Annotated in this window: 24 protein-coding genes; 14 read left to right on the top strand and 10 right to left on the bottom strand. The window is 28.9% G+C overall.

What is annotated here, in order from left to right; all coding sequences use genetic code 11:
• Window positions 1–32: 32 nt before the first annotated feature.
• Complete coding sequence (locus FIA58_RS01630; RefSeq protein WP_140959346.1) at window positions 33–548, top strand: hypothetical protein; 516 nt, start codon at window positions 33–35, stop codon at window positions 546–548.
• Here FIA58_RS01630 and FIA58_RS01625 read toward each other — a convergent pair.
• Together FIA58_RS01625 and FIA58_RS01620 are read right to left on the bottom strand one after the other, a co-directional pair.
• The gene (locus FIA58_RS01625; RefSeq protein WP_140959344.1) at window positions 545–1,102 is read right to left on the bottom strand and encodes a Smr/MutS family protein; all 558 of its coding nucleotides are present in this window, start codon (window positions 1,100–1,102) and stop codon (window positions 545–547) included. The genes FIA58_RS01630 and FIA58_RS01625 overlap by 4 nt on opposite strands.
• Entirely contained in the window at window positions 1,092–1,280 is a 189-nt protein-coding gene (locus FIA58_RS01620; RefSeq protein WP_140959342.1) for a hypothetical protein, read from the bottom strand. The genes FIA58_RS01625 and FIA58_RS01620 overlap by 11 nt, the downstream gene beginning before the upstream one ends.
• 96 nt (window positions 1,281–1,376) lie before the next feature.
• On the opposite strand from FIA58_RS01620, the gene FIA58_RS01615 reads away from it, so the two are divergent.
• The 3 genes from FIA58_RS01615 (at window position 1,377) to FIA58_RS01605 (ending at window position 2,889) form a co-directional block, all read left to right on the top strand.
• The gene (locus FIA58_RS01615; protein ID WP_140959340.1) at window positions 1,377–1,652 is read left to right on the top strand and encodes a DUF2752 domain-containing protein; all 276 of its coding nucleotides are present in this window, start codon (window positions 1,377–1,379) and stop codon (window positions 1,650–1,652) included.
• Between the two features lie 24 nt (window positions 1,653–1,676).
• The gene (locus FIA58_RS01610; RefSeq protein ID WP_140959338.1) at window positions 1,677–2,000 is read left to right on the top strand and encodes a CCC motif membrane protein; all 324 of its coding nucleotides are present in this window, start codon (window positions 1,677–1,679) and stop codon (window positions 1,998–2,000) included.
• 196 nt (window positions 2,001–2,196) lie between these two features.
• Complete coding sequence (locus tag FIA58_RS01605; RefSeq protein ID WP_140959336.1) at window positions 2,197–2,889, top strand: hypothetical protein; 693 nt, start codon at window positions 2,197–2,199, stop codon at window positions 2,887–2,889.
• A 77-nt stretch (window positions 2,890–2,966) separates the two neighbouring features.
• Here the strand turns inward: FIA58_RS01605 and FIA58_RS01600 are convergent, their stop codons facing one another.
• The 4 genes from FIA58_RS01600 to FIA58_RS01585 all read right to left on the bottom strand — a co-directional run bounded on the left by FIA58_RS01600 (window position 2,967) and on the right by FIA58_RS01585 (window position 8,541).
• Complete coding sequence (locus tag FIA58_RS01600) at window positions 2,967–4,433, bottom strand: lipopolysaccharide biosynthesis protein (protein WP_140959334.1); 1,467 nt, start codon at window positions 4,431–4,433, stop codon at window positions 2,967–2,969.
• 16 nt (window positions 4,434–4,449) lie between these two features.
• Window positions 4,450–5,742: a glycosyltransferase family 4 protein gene (locus FIA58_RS01595; protein WP_140959332.1), complete on the bottom strand. Its 1,293-nt coding sequence runs from the start codon at window positions 5,740–5,742 to the stop codon at window positions 4,450–4,452.
• Window positions 5,738–8,167: a YfhO family protein gene (locus tag FIA58_RS01590; protein WP_140959330.1), complete on the bottom strand. Its 2,430-nt coding sequence runs from the start codon at window positions 8,165–8,167 to the stop codon at window positions 5,738–5,740. The genes FIA58_RS01595 and FIA58_RS01590 overlap by 5 nt, the downstream gene beginning before the upstream one ends.
• Before the next feature lie 95 nt (window positions 8,168–8,262).
• Window positions 8,263–8,541, bottom strand: coding sequence for a DUF4834 family protein (locus tag FIA58_RS01585; RefSeq protein WP_140959328.1), 279 nt, complete (start codon window positions 8,539–8,541; stop codon window positions 8,263–8,265).
• 107 nt (window positions 8,542–8,648) lie between these two features.
• On the opposite strand from FIA58_RS01585, the gene FIA58_RS01580 reads away from it, so the two are divergent.
• Both FIA58_RS01580 and FIA58_RS01575 read left to right on the top strand, forming a co-directional pair.
• On the top strand, window positions 8,649–9,617 hold the full coding sequence (locus FIA58_RS01580; RefSeq protein ID WP_140959326.1) for a transporter: 969 nt from the start codon (window positions 8,649–8,651) through the stop codon (window positions 9,615–9,617).
• A gap of 3 nt (window positions 9,618–9,620) precedes the next feature.
• Window positions 9,621–10,739 (top strand): GTP cyclohydrolase, encoded by a 1,119-nt coding sequence (locus FIA58_RS01575; RefSeq protein WP_140959324.1) that lies wholly within the window; start codon window positions 9,621–9,623, stop codon window positions 10,737–10,739.
• A gap of 56 nt (window positions 10,740–10,795) precedes the next feature.
• Here FIA58_RS01575 and FIA58_RS01570 read toward each other — a convergent pair whose 3' ends face one another.
• From FIA58_RS01570 to FIA58_RS01560, 3 genes are read right to left on the bottom strand one after another with little or no spacing between them, the layout of a single operon-like run.
• Window positions 10,796–11,101, bottom strand: a complete 306-nt coding sequence (locus FIA58_RS01570) for a rhodanese-like domain-containing protein (protein ID WP_140959322.1) — start codon at window positions 11,099–11,101, stop codon at window positions 10,796–10,798.
• Window positions 11,102–11,125: 24 nt separating this feature from the next.
• On the bottom strand, window positions 11,126–11,740 hold the full coding sequence (locus FIA58_RS01565) for a thioredoxin family protein (protein ID WP_140959320.1): 615 nt from the start codon (window positions 11,738–11,740) through the stop codon (window positions 11,126–11,128).
• 9 nt (window positions 11,741–11,749) lie between these two features.
• Window positions 11,750–12,268 carry a TlpA disulfide reductase family protein gene (locus tag FIA58_RS01560; RefSeq protein WP_140959318.1) on the bottom strand — a complete coding sequence of 173 codons (519 nt, stop codon included), beginning with the start codon at window positions 12,266–12,268 and terminating at the stop codon, window positions 11,750–11,752.
• A 122-nt stretch (window positions 12,269–12,390) separates the two neighbouring features.
• Between FIA58_RS01560 and FIA58_RS01555 the strand changes: the two genes are divergently transcribed.
• From FIA58_RS01555 to FIA58_RS01535, 5 genes are all read left to right on the top strand, one after another.
• Window positions 12,391–12,846, top strand: a complete 456-nt coding sequence (locus tag FIA58_RS01555) for a MarR family winged helix-turn-helix transcriptional regulator (RefSeq protein WP_140959316.1) — start codon at window positions 12,391–12,393, stop codon at window positions 12,844–12,846.
• Window position 12,847: 1 nt separating this feature from the next.
• Complete coding sequence (locus tag FIA58_RS01550) at window positions 12,848–13,480, top strand: NAD(P)H-dependent oxidoreductase (protein WP_140959314.1); 633 nt, start codon at window positions 12,848–12,850, stop codon at window positions 13,478–13,480.
• A gap of 23 nt (window positions 13,481–13,503) precedes the next feature.
• Complete coding sequence (locus FIA58_RS01545; RefSeq protein WP_140959312.1) at window positions 13,504–14,070, top strand: YceI family protein; 567 nt, start codon at window positions 13,504–13,506, stop codon at window positions 14,068–14,070.
• A gap of 103 nt (window positions 14,071–14,173) precedes the next feature.
• The gene (locus FIA58_RS01540) at window positions 14,174–15,037 is read left to right on the top strand and encodes a helix-turn-helix domain-containing protein (protein ID WP_165928828.1); all 864 of its coding nucleotides are present in this window, start codon (window positions 14,174–14,176) and stop codon (window positions 15,035–15,037) included.
• Between the two features lie 83 nt (window positions 15,038–15,120).
• Entirely contained in the window at window positions 15,121–15,660 is a 540-nt protein-coding gene (locus FIA58_RS01535; protein WP_140959308.1) for a YbhB/YbcL family Raf kinase inhibitor-like protein, read from the top strand.
• Between the two features lie 3 nt (window positions 15,661–15,663).
• Here the strand turns inward: FIA58_RS01535 and FIA58_RS21860 are convergent, their stop codons facing one another.
• On the bottom strand, window positions 15,664–15,849 hold the full coding sequence (locus tag FIA58_RS21860; RefSeq protein WP_208022735.1) for a hypothetical protein: 186 nt from the start codon (window positions 15,847–15,849) through the stop codon (window positions 15,664–15,666).
• Between the two features lie 362 nt (window positions 15,850–16,211).
• Between FIA58_RS21860 and FIA58_RS01525 the strand changes: the two genes are divergently transcribed.
• From FIA58_RS01525 to trpD, 3 genes are read left to right on the top strand one after another with little or no spacing between them, the layout of a single operon-like run.
• Window positions 16,212–17,612, top strand: a complete 1,401-nt coding sequence (locus FIA58_RS01525) for an anthranilate synthase component I family protein (RefSeq protein WP_140959306.1) — start codon at window positions 16,212–16,214, stop codon at window positions 17,610–17,612.
• Window positions 17,613–17,649: 37 nt separating this feature from the next.
• On the top strand, window positions 17,650–18,213 hold the full coding sequence (locus tag FIA58_RS01520; RefSeq protein WP_140959304.1) for an anthranilate synthase component II: 564 nt from the start codon (window positions 17,650–17,652) through the stop codon (window positions 18,211–18,213).
• A gap of 49 nt (window positions 18,214–18,262) precedes the next feature.
• A complete protein-coding gene (gene trpD, locus FIA58_RS01515) occupies window positions 18,263–19,255 on the top strand; it encodes an anthranilate phosphoribosyltransferase (protein WP_140959302.1) in 993 nt (330 codons plus the stop codon).
• Window positions 19,256–19,269: the final 14 nt, after the last annotated feature.

Genomic DNA, 19,269 nt, shown 5'->3' with positions numbered 1-19,269 from the left:
TATAAACAGCATTCTATTTTAAGCTATTTTCTATGAAAAAAATACTTGTTTTATTACTTGCTATAGTTACTATTTCCTCATGCGATGATGGAGACATCACTTTAGAATCCTTTAATTTTGAAGATCAAGAAATACAAGAGTGTACCGATAATAATTTAATTTTTAAAACAAAAAATGAGGAGTTATTATTAATTAGCTTAACTGACGAACAATTCGACATTGCTTTTGAAGCTACTCCTACTGTTGATAGCCCAAGAATTATAACTATAAGTGGTAGTAATGAAGTAATTTATAGAAAGTATACAGGAACCGTTTCAAACCTTACTGTATGCGCAACTGTTCCTGTTTCATCTCCTACTGTTCTTAAAGAGTGGAAAGCTACTGGAGGAACAATCTCAATTGAAACAAATGAAGTTTTAAATTCAAGTAATGAGGTTGTTTCCCACACTCATAATATTACTCTGTTGAATGTAAACTTTGCAAGTACAGATAACTCATTTAGCTTTGTTAGTTACATTTTTGGTGATTATAAAATAGATGTTAATTAACGAACGTTTTGTTTGATATAGACTTCTGTAGCTCCAAAACCATATTTTTGAAAACTAGCTTCTTGAAAACTAACTTGCTCATAACGTCCAAGCATAAATTCTAATTCAGATTTTAGAACTCCTTCTCCTACTCCATGAATAAAAACTAGTTTTTGCATTCTATTTCTTATTGCAAAGTCTAATTGCCCTTTCGCAGTATCCATTTGAATATTAAGAATTTCATAATTAGACAATCCTTTCATAGAAGGAACTAATTTTTCAATATGTAAATCAACTTCTAAAACAAATTCTTCTCTCTTTGATTTTTTTTCTTTTGTAAACGAACGCTTAGTCGGTTCAACTTTTTCAGATAGAACTTGTGAAACACTTTTCGAAGAAAACAAATTAGTTAAAGATCCTTTATTAATCTTAACTAATTCATCTTTTTTAAAAGTCATTACAAAATCATCATCTGTAGAAATCGTAACCTCATTTTGATTTACTTTAGTAACTACTCCATCAATTGCATCATCTAATACTGATACTCTATCACCTATTTCAAAATTATTGCTCATCTTCTGTATTCTCTTTATCTTGTTTACTTGGAATTTTATTACTAATACGATATAATCCTACCATAAAAATTGCTAAAGCACCAAACATAATAAATTTATTCGGTTCTGACTTCGATTGTTCATATATGGCATAAATTCCAACAACAAATAGTAAGACAGTATATAAAAAGTTTTTCATTTAAATTTCTTTTTCCAAATATAAAAAACTAAAATTGACATGCTATTTTTTTTACAATAATATTTTTGTAAACTTGTAAAAAAAACAATTACAACCATGGAAGAATATATGTTGCCTTGCTTTAGCAAATCTCTTTTCGGAGTAGAATGTTTAGGTTGTGGAACCCAAAGATCTCTTCTTTTGTTATTTCAAGGTGATTTCATTGGAGCATTTAAAATGTATCCCGCTATTTACACAACAATACTTTTCTTTATCTTTCTCTTCTTTCACTTAATAGATAAGTCTAGAAATTATACAAAAATTGTTATTATTACTGCTATTCTAAATGCGATTATAATGATAGTTGCCTATTACTTTAAACATTTTTATTAACTAACCAACCAAATAAATTAAATCATGGAAAATCAAAAATTACCAAATGCTACTGTTGTTCTCGTTTTAGGAATTATTTCAATACTTACTTGTTGTTGTTATGGACTAGGTCTAGTACTTGGAGTTGTAGGACTTGTTCTTTCTAAAAAAGATTTACAGTTATATAAGGAAAATCCTTCTGCATATTCAAACTATAGCAATCTGAACATAGGTAGAATTTTATCTATAATTGGTATTGTCTTAGGTGGTATTTATTTAATATATATTATTGTCCTATTTAGCACTTTAGGCTCAGAAGGAGTTATGCAAATGCAACAAGAGATGATGAGAAAATATGGTGCAAAATAAATTTCCATCAAATATAAACTTTGAAATCCAGTATATTGCTGGATTTTTTTATTTCAACAACTAACTAACAATCAAACAAATAAAAATATTTTTTCTTAACTAACTTTTTTTGGCACGCAAATTGGTTATAGTTAATCAAGCAACAAGTTTTTAAATAAAAAACAAAGTTGAGAGTTTAACCTTAAATTGATGTGTTATGAAAAAAATTACTCAAGTATTAGTTATTGTAGTTTTAGCTTTTAGTTTACAAACTGCAAAAGCATCTGACAAAAAGGTTTTTGATGATGTTAGTAATCGAAATTATCCACCTGTAGATTATAGATATGCAGATCCGATAGTTTTTATGGAAAGAGGAATCGAGTTTTATGTTTTCCCAAATGGTGAATTTGATTTTAATACTGTTACAACAACTGCTCCAAACAGAAGAAATAGCAATGTAAATAGAACATATGGTGCACCTAGTGGAAGAGGAAATTCTAGATCATATTATGGACCAAGTAATGGTGGTACAAAAATTGAACATGATTATATGGGTAGAGTTAGAAGAGTTGGAAATGTTTTCATTAACTATGATGCTACAGGAAGAGTAAAAAGAGTAGGTTCTGTTTATATGAATTACAACAGTTTTGCACTAACTCAAGTTGGTGGTTTAAGAATAATTTATGATAGAAGAGGTAGAATAGTAAACATCATAGGAACTGTTAATAGTTATAATGGAAATTATACTTACACTACAAACAACAATCATTATCAAGCTGATAACCAATACAATTATAACTCTGGTTACGATAACAATGATAGTGATGAAGATTACTACTACTATCGCCAGGATGGAACAAAAGCAAAAATGTTAAATGAAGACATTAAAGAATTAGATAAAAAAAATTAAAAATTTCATAAATAGTTTTGGTTGGTTTAGTTTGTTTGTTAAAAATCCTGTGAAACAGAAATGTGAAGCAGGATTCTTTATTTCAAGCCAATTCTTTTAAATACTTTATTTAAAATCAAATTAATATCTTCCGAAAGTGAAAAATAATAAGATAAGCCTGTATAAAAAAATGTAATCAAAATAGATTTTAATGCTATATTCAGTATGGGATGAAACCCAAAATCCCAAAAATAAAAAACTAAAAAAGTAGTTATTAAAACTCCAAAAGATTTTATTGTATTTATTGAAAATGGAAACAGCTTCATTTTAAAAACTACAAATACTAATTTTGATAAACTATATAAGGTAATTGATAATAATGTAGCAAAAGCAGTCCCCTTTAATCCATATAAAGGAATAAAAATCATATTTAATCCAACAGTCACTAAAATCAATAAAATACCTAGAAAAAGTACAATTCTATAATATTGTGAATTAAAAATAATAGCATTATTATTACCTAATGTCAAATCAAAATATTTAGATAAACCAATTGTAAACACTACAAAAATACCACCAGAATATTCTTTTGGTAACAACACATATAATTCATTAATATTTGTTAAAATACCTACAAAAATTAAGCCTCCTATGATTTGTAAAGTAATAGATGTTTTTTTATAAAGCTCATTCAACTCAACCAGTTTATTTTCAGTCATTAACTTTGCTGTAATTGGATAAGTTATCTGATGCATCGCACGGCTTGGAACTGCAATAACAGTAGCAATAAATATTGCTACAGAATAATAGGCTATATTTTCAATTTGAACATACCAATTTAGCATAAACTTATCAATTTCTAAAAATAAATTAGCTATTCCACCTGTTAAGATAATAAACAAACTATACGTAATTATTGCTTTACTATTTGAAGGTCGCTTAAAAGTAAAAGAAGGAAACCGTACTCTAAAAGCAAACCATTTCATCAATAACATGACAAATAAATAAATTCCCATTAAAGTATAGACAAACTGAATAGGTGTTATCCAATTAAAATAAACAGCAAATAAGCTAATACTAATTAAAATTCGCAATAAAACTTCTTTAATAAAACTTCCTAAAACAGATTGTAAATGAACTTTTACCCAAGCATAAAAAATCTCAAAATAGCCCATCGACAAACCAATCACTGGTATTTGCCATACATAATCATAAACAATTAGATTTTCTTGAGCTAATAAACCTGCTATTTGATGATATCCAAAATAAGCTATCAATGAAAAAGGAATTACTAATAATAGAGGTAAAAACAAAATGAAAGTTAAAAATTCTGATTTCTCTCTTTCTGTTTTATATTCATTAAAATATTTTACCAAGGTATTATGGACTCCAAAAGCCATTAAAGGCATTAATATATTTGCTGATGAAAGTATATAACCAACCAAACCATAATAAGTATCACCTAAAAACTTAACATACATATACAATGTATTCACCGCTCCAATGGCAAAACCAATGTAGGTAATAATTGTATTTCTTATAGATTGGTTGATAACAATTCCCATTTTATACAAATAGTGATTAGTGATTTATAACCAGTGAAGCCAAATTTTCTGTTAAACGCTTCCTACTATATTGTTGCAAACCTATTGGATGTGACTTTAAATCATTTTCTAAATACAAGTTAAAATATTTTAAAATTTGATCTTTTAAAGCTTCTTTTTCATAATAATTAAAAAATGAACCCGAATTAGTTTCTTTAATAATTTTTTCAAAATCAGTTGCATTTGGTCCAATGGCAATAATAGGTCGTTCTGAAACCATATATTCAAATAGTTTTCCAGGAATAATGCATTTCGTTTCTTCTGAATCAATTTCAACCAACAATAGTACTTGTGAACTTTTTTGTTGTTGCAAGGCTTCTTCGTGAGAAACATACCCCAAATGATGTACAAAAGTTTGCAAATTATATTTTTCTATGCTTTCTAAAACTTCATTACTAACCGCTCCAATTAATTTCAACTGAAAATTTTCTGCAAAAGATCTATTCTCTAAAATTAATTCTGATAAAGACTGCCATAGAATTTTTGGATTTCGTTCTGACAAAAATGAACCAATATGTGCCAATGTAAATTGGGTATCCATTGGTTTTTTAGCCACTTTCTCAAAATCATATCCATTCGTAATCACTTCAATTCGTTGATTTGAGAGTGCTTTAAATTCTTTTTTAGTGTTTTCTGAAGTCACAATGATAGTATCACAACTATTTAATACTTCTTTTTCTAATGCTTCATGTTTTTTAGCTGCCCAATTACTCAATTTTAATTGTTTGTGATAACCAATAGTTGTCCAAGGATCTCGAAAATCGGTTATCCACTTGATATTTAGCTCCTTTTTTAATTGTAAACCAATAAGGTGCAAACTATGTGGTGGTCCAGTTGTAATTACAGTATTAATCTCGTTCTCTTGAAGATACTTTTTTAAAAATTTCACAGATGGTTTCACCCAAAAAACCCTTGCATCTGGAATAAATAAATTCCCTCTAATCCAAAGCATTAGTTTTTCTAAAAACGTCTGCTTCTTTTGATTCGGAATAATACCTGAACTGATTTTTTTGGTTTTATTTTTCGAAAAAACAGCGGCCAATCCATAAGGTTCAAAAATTTTCTTTTTTACAACAATCGTTGATTCTGAAACTTCACGAATTAATTTTTCATCTGTAAGTGGGTAATTTGGATTTTCTGGGATGTAAACATGTGGTTCAATACCAAAATCAGGTAAGTATTTTACAAACTTCAACCAACGCTGCACTCCTGGTCCTCCAGCTGGTGGCCAATAATAAGAAATGATTAGTATTTTTTTTGAAGGTTTAATTTTTTACTTTTTTAGTTTCAAAATAAACACCTCCAATAATCAGTAACAACATTCCTATCGAACTCATTAAAGCAATTAAACTTCCTGTTTTTACAACTTGTGGTGCAAATGTAAACTCAATAGTATGTTTGCCTGCTGGAATTTTCAGACCCCTTAGGACATAATCAACTCTATAAATCATACTTTCATTTCCATCAATAGTAGCTTTCCATCCATCTCTATAATACATTTCTGAAAAAACTGCAAAACCATCATTTTCATTATTAGAAGAATATTTAAGATAATTAGGTTTATATACATCTAGTTTTATACTAGCTAGTGAATCTCTTTTGAAATCTTTAAAGTTATAATTTGTTTTTGCCTTTAAAGAAATAGGGTTTAAAATAGCCACATTTTTAGTATCTAAACTATCCAAAGCTTTCATTTCTTCATCCGCAGAATTCACTTTTTTAACTTCTTTTACAAACCAAGCATTCCCATTTGTAGCTGGGTTAGCTAAAGCAACAGGTCTTCCATCTTCTCCATTTTGAATAATGTACTTCACATTCAACATGTTCAAAATATTCACATTGTTTTTTGCTATTTGGTAATCAAATAATTGTTGCATTCTTCTTGGTTTAGCTGCATGATAACCACCTATCGACTTATGAAAATACGAGCTTCTAGCACTACTCATTTGTCCAGCTACTTCAAACACTCTAAAATGTGTGGTGTCTTGTAATATTTTTAAATCGGCTTCCGTTGCTTGAAAAGGTTCTTCCATTTCCCTTGCTGAGACAAAATCCTCTTTACTAACGTAATTTTTGTCGATAGTAACTAAATCTGTACACATCAATAAACCAACTAAAATAACTGCCCTTGTAGTTTTAAGACTTCCTTTATTGTAGAAAAATAAAATTCCAAAAACAGCCAAAACATAACCCATAGCACGTAAAATATCTTTGGTATACAAGGACATTCTATCTTTTTTTAAAGCACTCATGAATTCTGGACCATAATTTTGAGCATAAAACCCATCATTTCCTCCTGAAAAATCAAAAGCTCCTTTAAAAACAAATAAAATCGCTAGAAATCCAAAAACAATAGCTCCTGTTTTCCAAAGGTAATTCCATTGTATTTTTTTATCTTCCAGTTTGAAAAATTGGTAAAAACCTAAAACTGCTAAAGTAGGAATACACAATTCCAAAATAACTTGAATAGAAGAAACGGCTCTAAATTTATTGTACATGGGTACAAAATCAATAAAGAAATCAGTTAAAAAAGATAAGTTTTTTCCCCAAGAAAGAAATAGAGAAACAACTGCACCTGTTAACAAAGCGTATTTTATTTTCTTATTATCTGAAACAAATAATGCTAATATAAAAAAGAAAAAAACAACTATTCCTATATAAGCTGGTGCAGCAACAATTGGCTGATCTCCCCAATAGGTTGGCATTTGTTTTACTATATCAACTGCCTCGTTTGGTGGAACACCTTGTTGCGTAATAAAACTATACATTTCTGATTCCACTCCTAAATCTTCATGATTAGAACCTCCAAATAACCTTGGTGCAATTAGATTTAAACTCTCAGCTTTTCCATAACTATATTCTGTTATGTATTCATAACTCATTGCATTTGCATTCGTTTTTGGAGTACCATTTTCATCAATGGTTAACTCACTTTTATTACGAGTTGAAAATGTAGCATATTCAGATGTAGCCAATAAATTAGTCGCATTGGCACCAATCGCTAATAATCCTGCAATTGCAAAAATTCCAATTACTTTCCCAAAATCTTTATAAGCTTTTTCTTTTAAAAATTGGTACGTATAAAAACTACTTACTATCAATAATAAAATCAGTAAATAGTAAGTCATTTGAAAGTGATTCGCTTGTATTTCCAATGCAGCAGCAATCATTGTCAAAATTCCTCCTACAATATATTTTCTTTGGAAAACCAATAATACTCCAGCTAAAACGATAGGCATATAAGCAATTGCATGAGCTTTTGCATTATGACCAACTCCTAAAATAATAATTAAATAGGTAGAAAAACCGAAAGCTAAAGCACCAAAAAAGGCTTTTAATGGATCAATTTTTAAAACCATTAAAAGAATATAAAAACCAAGAAAGTATAAAAACAAATAATCTGCTGGTCGAGGTAAAAAACGTAAAACTAAGTCCAATTTCTTCACATAATTATGTGGGTAATGTGCTCCTAATTGATATGTTGGCATTCCTCCAAAAGCACTATTTGTCCAATAAGGTTCAGTATCATTTTCTTTTCTAAAATCATTTTGCTCTTTTGCCATTCCTGTATATTGAGCAATATCAGATTGGTATATTTTTTTCCCTTCTAATACTGGATAAAAATAAATTATAGCTACTAAAACAAAACCTAATATGGCAAGTAAATGAGGTAAGAAAGATTGTATTTTTTTCATTGGTAAAATAGATATCTAAATAAAACGCTAAGGTAAATAAAAAAAGGATATTGCAATAATATCCTTTAGAACAACTTGAAGTATTGTTTATCGTTTTAATCTATCTCTTCAAAATCAACATACTCTCCTACTTTCTTCTTTTCTGTAGGCATTTCTTTAGTGCTTGTTTTTTGAGAATTTGTATTTTGGTTACCATAAGTATTTTGTTGCCCAAACTGACCATTCATTTGGTCTTGCATTTTTTGTTGCATTTTATTCATGGCTCCTCTCATTAAAACTGGTGCAAAAATTCGGAACAAAAATTTAAACAAATAATAAAATAATATTATAATAGCTAGCGTTCTAAGTAAACTTGGGAATGATGCTGTTTCCATTCTAATTAAATTTAAAATTCAAAATTACGTTTATTAGTAGATAAAAGCATACTAATGTTTCTTAAAATTATTATAAAAATACTACTTTTGACCTAAATATTAGCAAGATGAAATACACTAAATGTTTATTCTTATTATTTTTCTTTGTTTATCAAGCTCATTATGCTCAATTTACAGATGAAATCAACTCTAATCGTCCGGGAAAATCTATGATGGCTTTTTCTGTTGGTAAATCTATTATTCAAGTTGAAACTGGTTTAAATTTTCAAAATGAGGATCATGCAGCATTAAAATATGACGCAAACGGAGTTATTGCAGAACTTGACTTTCGTTGGGGTTTATTTTTTGAAGAATTAGAATTCATTGCTGAACTCCAATATCAAAACGATAAATATAATTCCAGTTTTGAAAGTAAAAATCGTTCTGCTTTAAAGAAAACATTAATAGGTGTTAAGTATTTAATCTACGACCCTTTTAAAAATTATGAAGTAAAAGAGAATTTATACAGTTGGAAAGCCAATCATAAATTCAATTGGAGACAATTTGTTCCTGCTGTAGCTGCTTATGCAGGTGTTAATCTTAGTTTTTCAGATAACCCATTTATTTATGCACCTACTTTTGTTAAAGAGCCTACTGTAAGTCCAAAAGTAATGTTAATTGCTCAAAATCATTTTGGTTCTCGCTGGGTTTTTGTGACTAATATAATGTATGACAAGATAGCTTCTGATTTTAATTCTATTAACTATGTAATAACATTAACAAGAGGTTTTAATGAAAAATGGTCTGGTTTTATTGAAAACCAAGGTTATAATGGTGATTATTATTCAGATGGCGTTTTTAGATTAGGAGCGGCTTATTTAATAAACAGCAGAATGCAAGTAGATGCTTCTATAGGAAAAAATATTAAAGATAGTCCTTCTTTATTTACTGCTGGAGCTGGTTTCTCATGGCGTTTTGATGCGAATTATAAGGAAGTAAAAATAGAAAAAGATAAAGGCAGCAAAATGGATAAAAAAATGAAGAAAAAAGCCGAAAAAGAAAAGAAAAAACGTAAAGACGAAGTAGAAATAGAATAAAAAATGATAACAATAAAAAAAGCGGAGACCAAAAAGGATCTTAAAGATTATATTTTATTCTCATTTGATTTATACAAAGGAAACCCTTATTGGGTTCCACCCATAATTGCAGAGGAATTAGAAACTTTTGACAAGTCTAAAAACCCTGCATTTGAAACAGCAGAAGCCCATTTTTATTTGGCTTATAAAGACAATACAATTGTAGGAAAAGTTGCTGCTATAATTAATTGGGATGAAGTGAATATCCTAAATAAAAGCAAAGTTCGTTTTGGTTGGTTTGATGCTATTGATGATATTGAAGTAACCAAAGCTTTATTAGATAAAGTTTACGAATTAGGTAACAAACATAGTTTAGAAATGGTGGAAGGACCAATAGGTTTTTCAAATTTAGATAAAGTAGGAGTCCTTGTTGAAGGCTTTAAAGAAATAGGCAATATGGTTACTTGGTATAGCATGCCTTATTATAAAGATCATTTTGAAAAATTAGGGTTACTAAAAGAAAAAGAATACATTGAAAGTTCCTTTTCATTTGCTAATATTGACCCTGCTCCTTTTACTAAAATTAGTAAATTAGTTCAACAACGTTATCAGTTAAGATGTCTAAACTTTACTAAAACAAAAGATATCATGCCTTATGTAGATGATATGTTTGAATTGTTTAACGAAACTTACTCAAAACTACAATCTTTTGTTGCTATTAATAAAGTTCAAAAAGAATATTTTAAGAAAAAATACATCAGCTTTATAAATCCAGAATTTATCAAATTCATAGTTGATAAAGACAATAAAATGGTTGCATTTGCAATAGTTATGCCTGGTTTTAGTGAAGCACTTCAAAAAGCAAAAGGAAAACTTTTTCCATTTGGTTTTTATCATTTATTACAAGCTAGAAAGCATTCTAAAGAAGCTGTTTTTTATTTAATTGGTGTAGCTCCAGAATATCAAAGCAAAGGTGTTACAGGTATTATTTTTGAAGAATATTACAAAGTATGTGAAGCGAAAGGAATAAAAACTTGCGTAAGAACTCCTGAATTAGAAGAAAACAATGCGATTCACAATTTATGGAAACATTTTGATACAAAAATCACTAAAAGAAGAAGAACTTATAGTAAAAAACTATAAAACACAAAAACCGAGTTATTTCAACTCGGTTTTTGTTTATTAATATATATTAGACGTTATTCCACTGGACCTTCCCATTGAGAAATACCTCCAACTAAATTATAAGCATTTGTAAAACCTAATTCTCTCATAATATTACATGCATTTGCACTTCTAGAACCAGCTGCACAATACACATAGTAATTTTTAGTTTTATCTAATTCTTCTAAAGCATAAATAAAACCTTGTCCTTTAAATATATCAATATTAAGTGCATCAGGAATTTTTCCGTTATTGAACTCGTCTTCAGTTCTAACATCTAAAATTACTCCTTTTTCATCAGTTAAAAACTGACTCCACCACTGTTGTTGCTCTAAATTCATATTCATTAATTTGCACCAAAAATACTATGCTTTAATGGAACATCCAATAGCTTTTGTCATTTTTACAGAAACTTCCTTATTTTTTAATAAAGCATCCACTGCATTTTCTACATATTTTACTTTAACAGCAGTTTCATCTGTATGATTGTCATCTATTGCTCCAATATATTTTACAATATTACCTTCTTTAGTTTTTTTCAATACATAAACATGAGGCGTTTTTGTAGCTCCATACTGTGGATAAATTTTTTGACCTTCATCAAATAAATAAGGAAAAGTAAATCCTTTCTCTTTGGCTCTTACTTTCATTAATTCAAAACTATCTTTCTCTTGAACTTCAGGATTATTTGGATTAATTGCAATAACAGGATACCCTAATTTCTTATATTTTTTATCCAATGCAATTATTCGATCTTCATAAGCAATAGCAAATGGACAATGATTACAAGTAAAAATAACAATATATCCTTTTACATCTTTATAATCGCTTAAGGATACCATTTTATCATCAATATTTTTCAATTTAAAATCAGTAGCCTTATCTCCTACTTCATAACCAGAAGTTACTACTCTATTAAAAGTAAATGCACTTACAAGTCCAAATACCAATACACTTAATACAATTTTTAAAGCTTTCATTCTTTTTATTTATTTGTTTAACATTTTTAAAAGTTCTTTTTCTAATTCTTCATAAGTAAAGGATTGTTCATAAAAAGCCGCATCATCATTCTTGTATATAATTGTAGCTGGTATAGCTCCACTCCAACCTTTATTAACTTTCTCTATCCAAGAATTAGCATCAGGATCATTTAAATGAATAACATCTGACACTAACTTTTTTCTTTTTATAAATGGAAGTAAACTTGTTTCAACTTTTTTAGGAAAATCTAGACTTACTAAAATAATTTTCACATTTTTTTCTTTGTATTTTTTACCAATTCCCTCAAAATAAGGCAATTCTTTTATACAAGGTGCACACCATGTAGCCCAAAAATTGATAATATAAATAGTATCATCTTTTTGTTTAAAAAAAGTTTCTAATCCTTCAAAATCATATGAAGATACAGTTATCCCCTCTAATTCATACACTTTGATAGGTTGTACATTCTTTTGACTATAAATGACTGTTGCCACTAATAGGCATACAATGAATATTAATTTTTTCATAACAGGTTAAAAATAACTATTCTAGTCTCAGCTAATAAAAAATTAATAAAAATTTAACAAACATTTGTATATACAAATAAATAAATACATTACATTTGTACATACAAATTTTGTAAATACAAATGAAAATAGAAGATGAAATAAAAAGTACCATTGAATTAAGTATTGCTAAAAAAGTAACTCTTAATTTGAAATTCACTACAAATTTTCTTGGTGACAAATTTAATGACGTATTAAAACCATATGAAATTTCCAGTGAACAATATAATGTATTAAGGATTTTAAGAGGACAAAAGGGAAAACTTATAAATATGCAAGATATCCAAGAACGAATGGTTACTAAAAACAGTAACACTACTCGTTTAATTGATAAATTGTTATTTAAGGAAATGGTAGAACGAAATATTTGTCCTAACAATAGAAGAAAAATTGAAATTAATATTACAAAAAAAGGATTAGATATTCTTTTAGAGTTAGATCCTTTAATTGAAAGGTACGAAAGTGAATTAACAAAAAAATTAACAGCAGAAGAATTAGAAAAATTAAATTATTTATTAGAGAAAATTAGAGAAAATTAATATGAACACTTTTATTGAAAATCAAAATTGGAGATATGCAACAAAAAAATTTGATGCCACAAGAAAAATCTCAAACAGCGATCTTGAAATTTTAAAAGACGCTATACGCTTAAGTACTTCGTCTTATGGTTTACAGCCATATCAGGTTTTTATAATTGAAAATCCTGAGTTAAGAACAAAATTACAACCTGCTTCTTGGGGACAAACTCAAATTGTAGATGCTTCACATTTATTTGTATTTGCAAATATTGTAAATGTAAATGAAAGCCAAATAGATGACTATATAACTAACATGGCTCAAACTAGAGGATTAAATACGGAAAGTTTAAAACCATATAGTGATTTTATGAAATCAAAAATAATAACCCTTCCTTCAGATTCTAAATCTGTTTGGGCTTCAAAACAAACCTATTTAGCTTTAGGGAATCTATTAAACGTAGCCGCTGAGTTAAAAATAGACGTTACTCCAATGGAAGGTTTTGAACCAGAAAAATATAACGAAATCTTAGGATTAAATGCATTAGGATTAAATGCATCTCTAGTAGCTGCAATTGGATATCGTCATGAAGAAGATGCTACCCAACATTATACTAAAGTTCGTAAACCAAACGAAGAATTATTTATTACTCTATAATTATTAAAATTAAAAACAAAACGATGAAAAATTTAAAAACAATTGCAGTAGCATTAATTACATTAGTTTCATTCTCAGCGAATGCACAAACTACTAAAAAGGTAAATGTTGAAAAAAGTAAGATTGAATGGCTTGGTAAAAAAGTAACTGGTCAACACAATGGAACAATCAATTTAAAAGAAGGTGCTTTAGTATTTAAAGGAAAAGCTTTAGCTGGTGGAAATTTCACAGTAGATATGACTTCAATAAACACTACAGATTTAGAAGGTGGAATGAAAGATAAACTAGACGGACATTTAAAATCAGAAGATTTTTTTGGTGTAGAAAGTCACCCAACAGCAAAATTAGTTTTCAAAACTTTAGCAGATAAAGGTAATAATGTGTATACTATTACTGCAGATTTAGAAATCAAAGGAAAAACAAATCCTATTGTTTTTGATATGACAGTAAATAAAGATACAGCAACTTCAAAATTAATTGTAGATAGAGCTAAATATGATATTAAATATGGTTCTGGTTCCTTCTTTGACAACTTAGGAGACAAAACAATCTATGACGAATTCGAATTAGATGTTACTTTAAACTTCTAATAAAAAAAATGCTATGAATAAGAAAATGCCCATTAATTTGGGCATTTTTTTTGACCTTTTAGAAACATTTTATTTTAGTACTTTTATGTTTCAAAATAAACTCATGACTAAATTAGAATTACCAAACTTCTTTCTTACTACTAAAACATTACCAGAAGTCTACGCCCATTACTTTGTAAGTGATGCCTATTCTACTAAAACTAAAATTCAATTAAACACCAATTTAATTAGTTTTTTATTTGAAGGTTCCAAAGAATTGTATCATGAAAATTACTCCAAAACTATTACAGAAAATCAATTTGTATTAGCAAAACACGGCAATTGTATGATGTCTGAAAAATTATCGGATAATAAAAAATATGCTAGTTTACTTTTCTTTTTTAATGATAACTTTATCACAGATTTTAAAAGAAAATATAAACTTATCTCTAATGCCGAAAATAAAAAACAGAAAAAGCAGAAAAAATTTAAAGTCCTAGAATACGATAGCTTTATCAAAAATTTTGTTATCTCTATGAGACAATTATTGGATTCCAATACCAAAATGAATGAATTTTTTTTCAAACTGAAACTAGAAGAAATTCTTTATTATTTAGTTCAAAAAAAAGAGGTTGAAATTCTAAACTTTTTTTCCACTACTCCTATTCAAAAACATCATATTCGTTTAAAAAATACAGTTGAAAATAATATTTTTTCAAAGTTAACCCTAGAAGAATTAGCTTTTTTATCTCATATGAGTTTGTCTACTTTTAAAAGAGAATTCAATAAAATTTATGGAATGTCACCAAGTAAATGGATCCAAGAAAAAAGACTAGAAAAATCAGCTCAAATGTTACTAATTGAAAAAGAAAGACCAATAGATGTTTATGCAACAATAGGATATGAAAGTCTCTCTAGTTTTACGCAATCTTTCAAACATAAATTTGGCATTACACCTAAACAATATCAAATTCAGGAATTGAGCTAATAGCAACATTTTTTGACCATTTAGAACAATTAATTAACATGGATATAATTTACTTTTGAACTATCAAATTAAATTTAAATATCATGAAAAAATTTGCTTTCGTATTATTTTTATTGGCTACAACATTCAGTCAAGCACAAACATTTACTTTAAAAAGTAAAGACGTAGGTGGTCAATCAACAAAAAAACAAGAATTTAATGGTTTTGGTTGCTCTGGTGAAAACATTTCACCACAATTGTTTTGGGAAAACGCACCAAAAGGAACCAAAAGTTTTGCTATTACTATGTATGATCCAGATGCTCCTACAGGAAGTGGTTTTTGGCATTGGGTCATTTTTGATATTCCATCAAATGTAAATGAATTGGTTTCCAATACAGGAAATGTAAGTCTAGATTTAACACCAAAAGGTGCCATTCAAAGTAAAACAAGTTACGGTGCAAACGGTTACGGTGGTCCATGTCCTCCTAAAGGTCACGGAATTCATAGTTATATCCTAACGATACATGCCCTTAAAATAGACAAATTAGGTTTAACCGAAAGTACAAACGCAGAAATTGTAGGATATTATTTATGGCAAAATACTATTGAAAAAGCATCAATTGTTATGTACTATAACAGATAAAAATCAGAAAAAATAAACAAATATCATAGAAAAATTTGCATTATTAGCTCGTTTAGAAGCTAAACCTGGAAAAGAAAAAGAAGTAGCCGACTTTCTAAAAAGTGCTTTACCACTAGTTTTAGAAGAACCAGATACTGTAAATTGGTACGGTTGGCAAATAGGTGAATCTACTTTCGGTATTTTCGACACATTTGAAACGGAAACTGGAAGAAAAGCACATTTAGAAGGAAAAGTTGCAGCTGCACTTATGGCTCATGCTGGTGAATTATTATCAAAAGAACCAAGTATAGAATTCGTAGAATTATTAGCTGTTAAATAATTTTAATTTTTCTAAAATAATTTGGATTTAAAAAAAATATTTTAATACATTTGTATCAATATTAAGATTATGAACACATTTTTAAATACTACTTGGTGGTGGAGTAACTTACGTCAGTCGTCGTGAGCAAATCCTGCTATAGTATAATTTAATTCAAATACATAGAAAAGGCTTGTCAATCACGACAAGCCTTTTTTTATTTTAAGAATTTAGTAAAATTGAAAATACAACAATGAAAACTTACAAACTGAAAACAAATTTCAAACAAATACTGGCAGACACTATTACTCCAGTTAGTGTTTACCTAAAAATAAGAGATAAATTTCCGAATAGTATTTTACTAGAAAGTAGTGACTATCATGGTAATGACAATAGTTTTTCTTATGTATGTTTTAATCCAATTGCGTCTATAAAAGTAGAAAATCAAAAAATTGAAACCCAATTTCCAGATGGTTATTCAGAAATTATTCCTATCGATGAATCCGTTAATGTTGCCAATGAAATAGAGCAGTTTTCTAAGCAATTTAAAACAGATGAAAATAATTTCAAGTTCATCACTCAAGGGCTTTTTGGTTACATTTCTTACGATGCTATACAATATTTCGAAAGTATTAAAATCGCTAATAAATCAACTGAAAATAAAATTCCAGAAATTTATTATGCAGTTTACCAAAATATCATTGCCATCAATCACTTTAAAAATGAGGCTTATATCTTTTGTCACGCTTACGATGATAAGAACAATACTGCAGAAATTGAGCAATTATTACAAGCTAAGAACTTCGCTTCTTTTTCGTTTACCAAATCTGGTGAAGTCGTTTCTAATTTAACAGATAAAGATTTTAGTAATTATGTAACCTTAGCCAAAAAACATTGCCAACGTGGAGATGTGTTCCAATTGGTTTTATCCAGACGCTTTTCACAAGCCTTTAAAGGTGATGAATTCAACGTATATAGAGCTTTACGAAGTATAAATCCTTCTCCTTATCTCTTCTATTTTGATTATGGAAACTTTAAAATATTTGGGTCTTCGCCCGAAGCACAATTAGTCATCAAAAACAATTATGCAGAAATTCATCCAATTGCAGGAACCTTTAGACGAACAGGAGATGACGAAAAAGATACAGAATTAGCTAAAAAATTGACTGAAGACACCAAAGAAAATAGCGAACATGTAATGCTTGTTGATCTAGCAAGAAACGATTTAAGTAGAAGTTGTAACGAAGTAAAAGTTGAAAAATATAAAGAAGTACAATTCTTCTCTCATGTCATTCATTTGGTTTCCAAAGTCACAGGAAAATTAAAAGCCAATCATCTTTTTATGGAATTGGTTACTAAAACGTTTCCAGCTGGAACTTTAAGTGGTGCACCAAAATACAAAGCCATGGAATTAATTGAATCTATTGAAAAGACAAACAGAAGTTTCTATGGTGGAGCAATTGGTTTTATGGATTTTAAAGGCAATTTCAATCACGCAATTATGATTAGAAGTTTCTTAAGTAAAAACCACACCTTACATTTTCAAGCAGGAGCAGGAATTGTAGCCAGTTCATCAGAAGAAAACGAAACTCAAGAAGTTTATAACAAATTAAGTGCGCTACAAAAAGCATTAGATTTAGCAGAAACGATTTAACTCATTATAAAATATACAATTTACAACATACATAAAAATGAAAATAGTAGTCATCGATAATTACGACAGTTTTACATACAATTTGGTGCATTATCTAGAAGATTTAAATGCAGAGGTTACCGTTTTCCGTAACGACGAATTCGAATTAGAGGAACTAGAAAAATTTGACAAAATTCTATTATCTCCTGGACCAGGTGTTCCAGATGAAGCTGGATTATTAAAAGCTGTAATTAAAAAATATGCTTCAACTAAAAGTATTTTTGGAGTTTGTTTGGGTTTACAAGCAATAGGAGAAGTTTTTGGTGGTAAACTAACCAATTTAGAGAAAGTCTACCATGGTGTGACTACCAAAGTCACTCAAGTAGAAGACGATTTTATTTTTAACGATTTACCAAAAGAAACAGAAGTTGGAAGATACCATTCTTGGGTTGTTGCCAATGAAAATCTACCAGAAGAATTAATAATAACATCAATTGATGAAAACGGACAAATCATGTCAATGAAACATAGCATTTATGATGTAAGAGGTGTCCAATATCATCCAGAAAGTGTCTTAACACCAAATGGCAAAAAAATACTAGAAAATTGGATTAAGAATTAGGTTTTCAAACACTAATTACTAATCACTTTTCACTAATTACTTAACAATAATGAAAACCATATTAAATAGATTAATCAATCACGAAATACTTTCAAAAGCGGAAGCCAAAGAAGTATTAGTCAACATATCAGCAGGAAATTACAACCAAAGCCAGATCGCGTCATTTTTGACAGTTTACATGATGCGAAGTATCACTATTGAAGAACTTTCGGGTTTTAGAGAAGCTTTATTAGAATTATGTATTCCAGTTGATTTTTCAGCTTATAACACCATCGATTTATGTGGAACAGGTGGTGATGGAAAAGATACCTTCAATATTTCAACTTTAGCTTCTTTCATAGTAGCTGGTACTGGAATAAAAGTTGCTAAACATGGTAATTACGGAGTTTCTTCTATTTCTGGATCAAGCAATGTAATGGAAAAGATGGGTGTTAAGTTTACCAATGATATTGATTTCTTAACCCAATCAATTGAAGAGACTAATATTGCTATTCTTCACGCTCCATTATTTCATCCAGCAATGAAAAATGTAGGACCGATTCGCAAAGAATTAGGTGTTAAAACTTTCTTTAATATGTTGGGACCTATGGTAAACCCATCTTTTCCAAAAAACCAAATGGTGGGTGTTTTTAGCTTAGAGTTAGCTCGAATGTATGCCTATTTGTACCAAAATACAACAACTAATTACAGTATTCTTCACGGATTAAGTGGTTTTGACGAAATTTCATTAACTGATGAAGTAAAAATCATTACCAATACATCAGAAAACATCTTAAAACCAAAAGAATTTCATTTGCCACAAATTCAATTAGAGAAAATAAAAGGAGGAAATACCATTGAAGAAGCTGCAAAAATATTCTATGATGTAATTTCTGGCAACGGTTCAGAAGAACAAAACAATGTTGTTTGTGTGAACGCAGCCATTGCTATCCAAACCATTGAAAAACAAGGTTTCGAAAATGCCTTAGCCAAAGCACAAGAAAGTTTAGCTAGCGGAAAAGCATTTGAAAAATTGAATCATTTAATCAAAATCAGTCGCTAATTACTTTTCACTAA

Origin of the sequence: Flavobacterium jejuense (genome assembly GCF_006491595.2) — a bacterium.
Taxonomy (GTDB): domain Bacteria; phylum Bacteroidota; class Bacteroidia; order Flavobacteriales; family Flavobacteriaceae; genus Flavobacterium; species Flavobacterium jejuense.
Note: the sequence above shows the minus strand (reverse complement) of the source record. Positions and strands in the feature narration are given on the sequence as shown.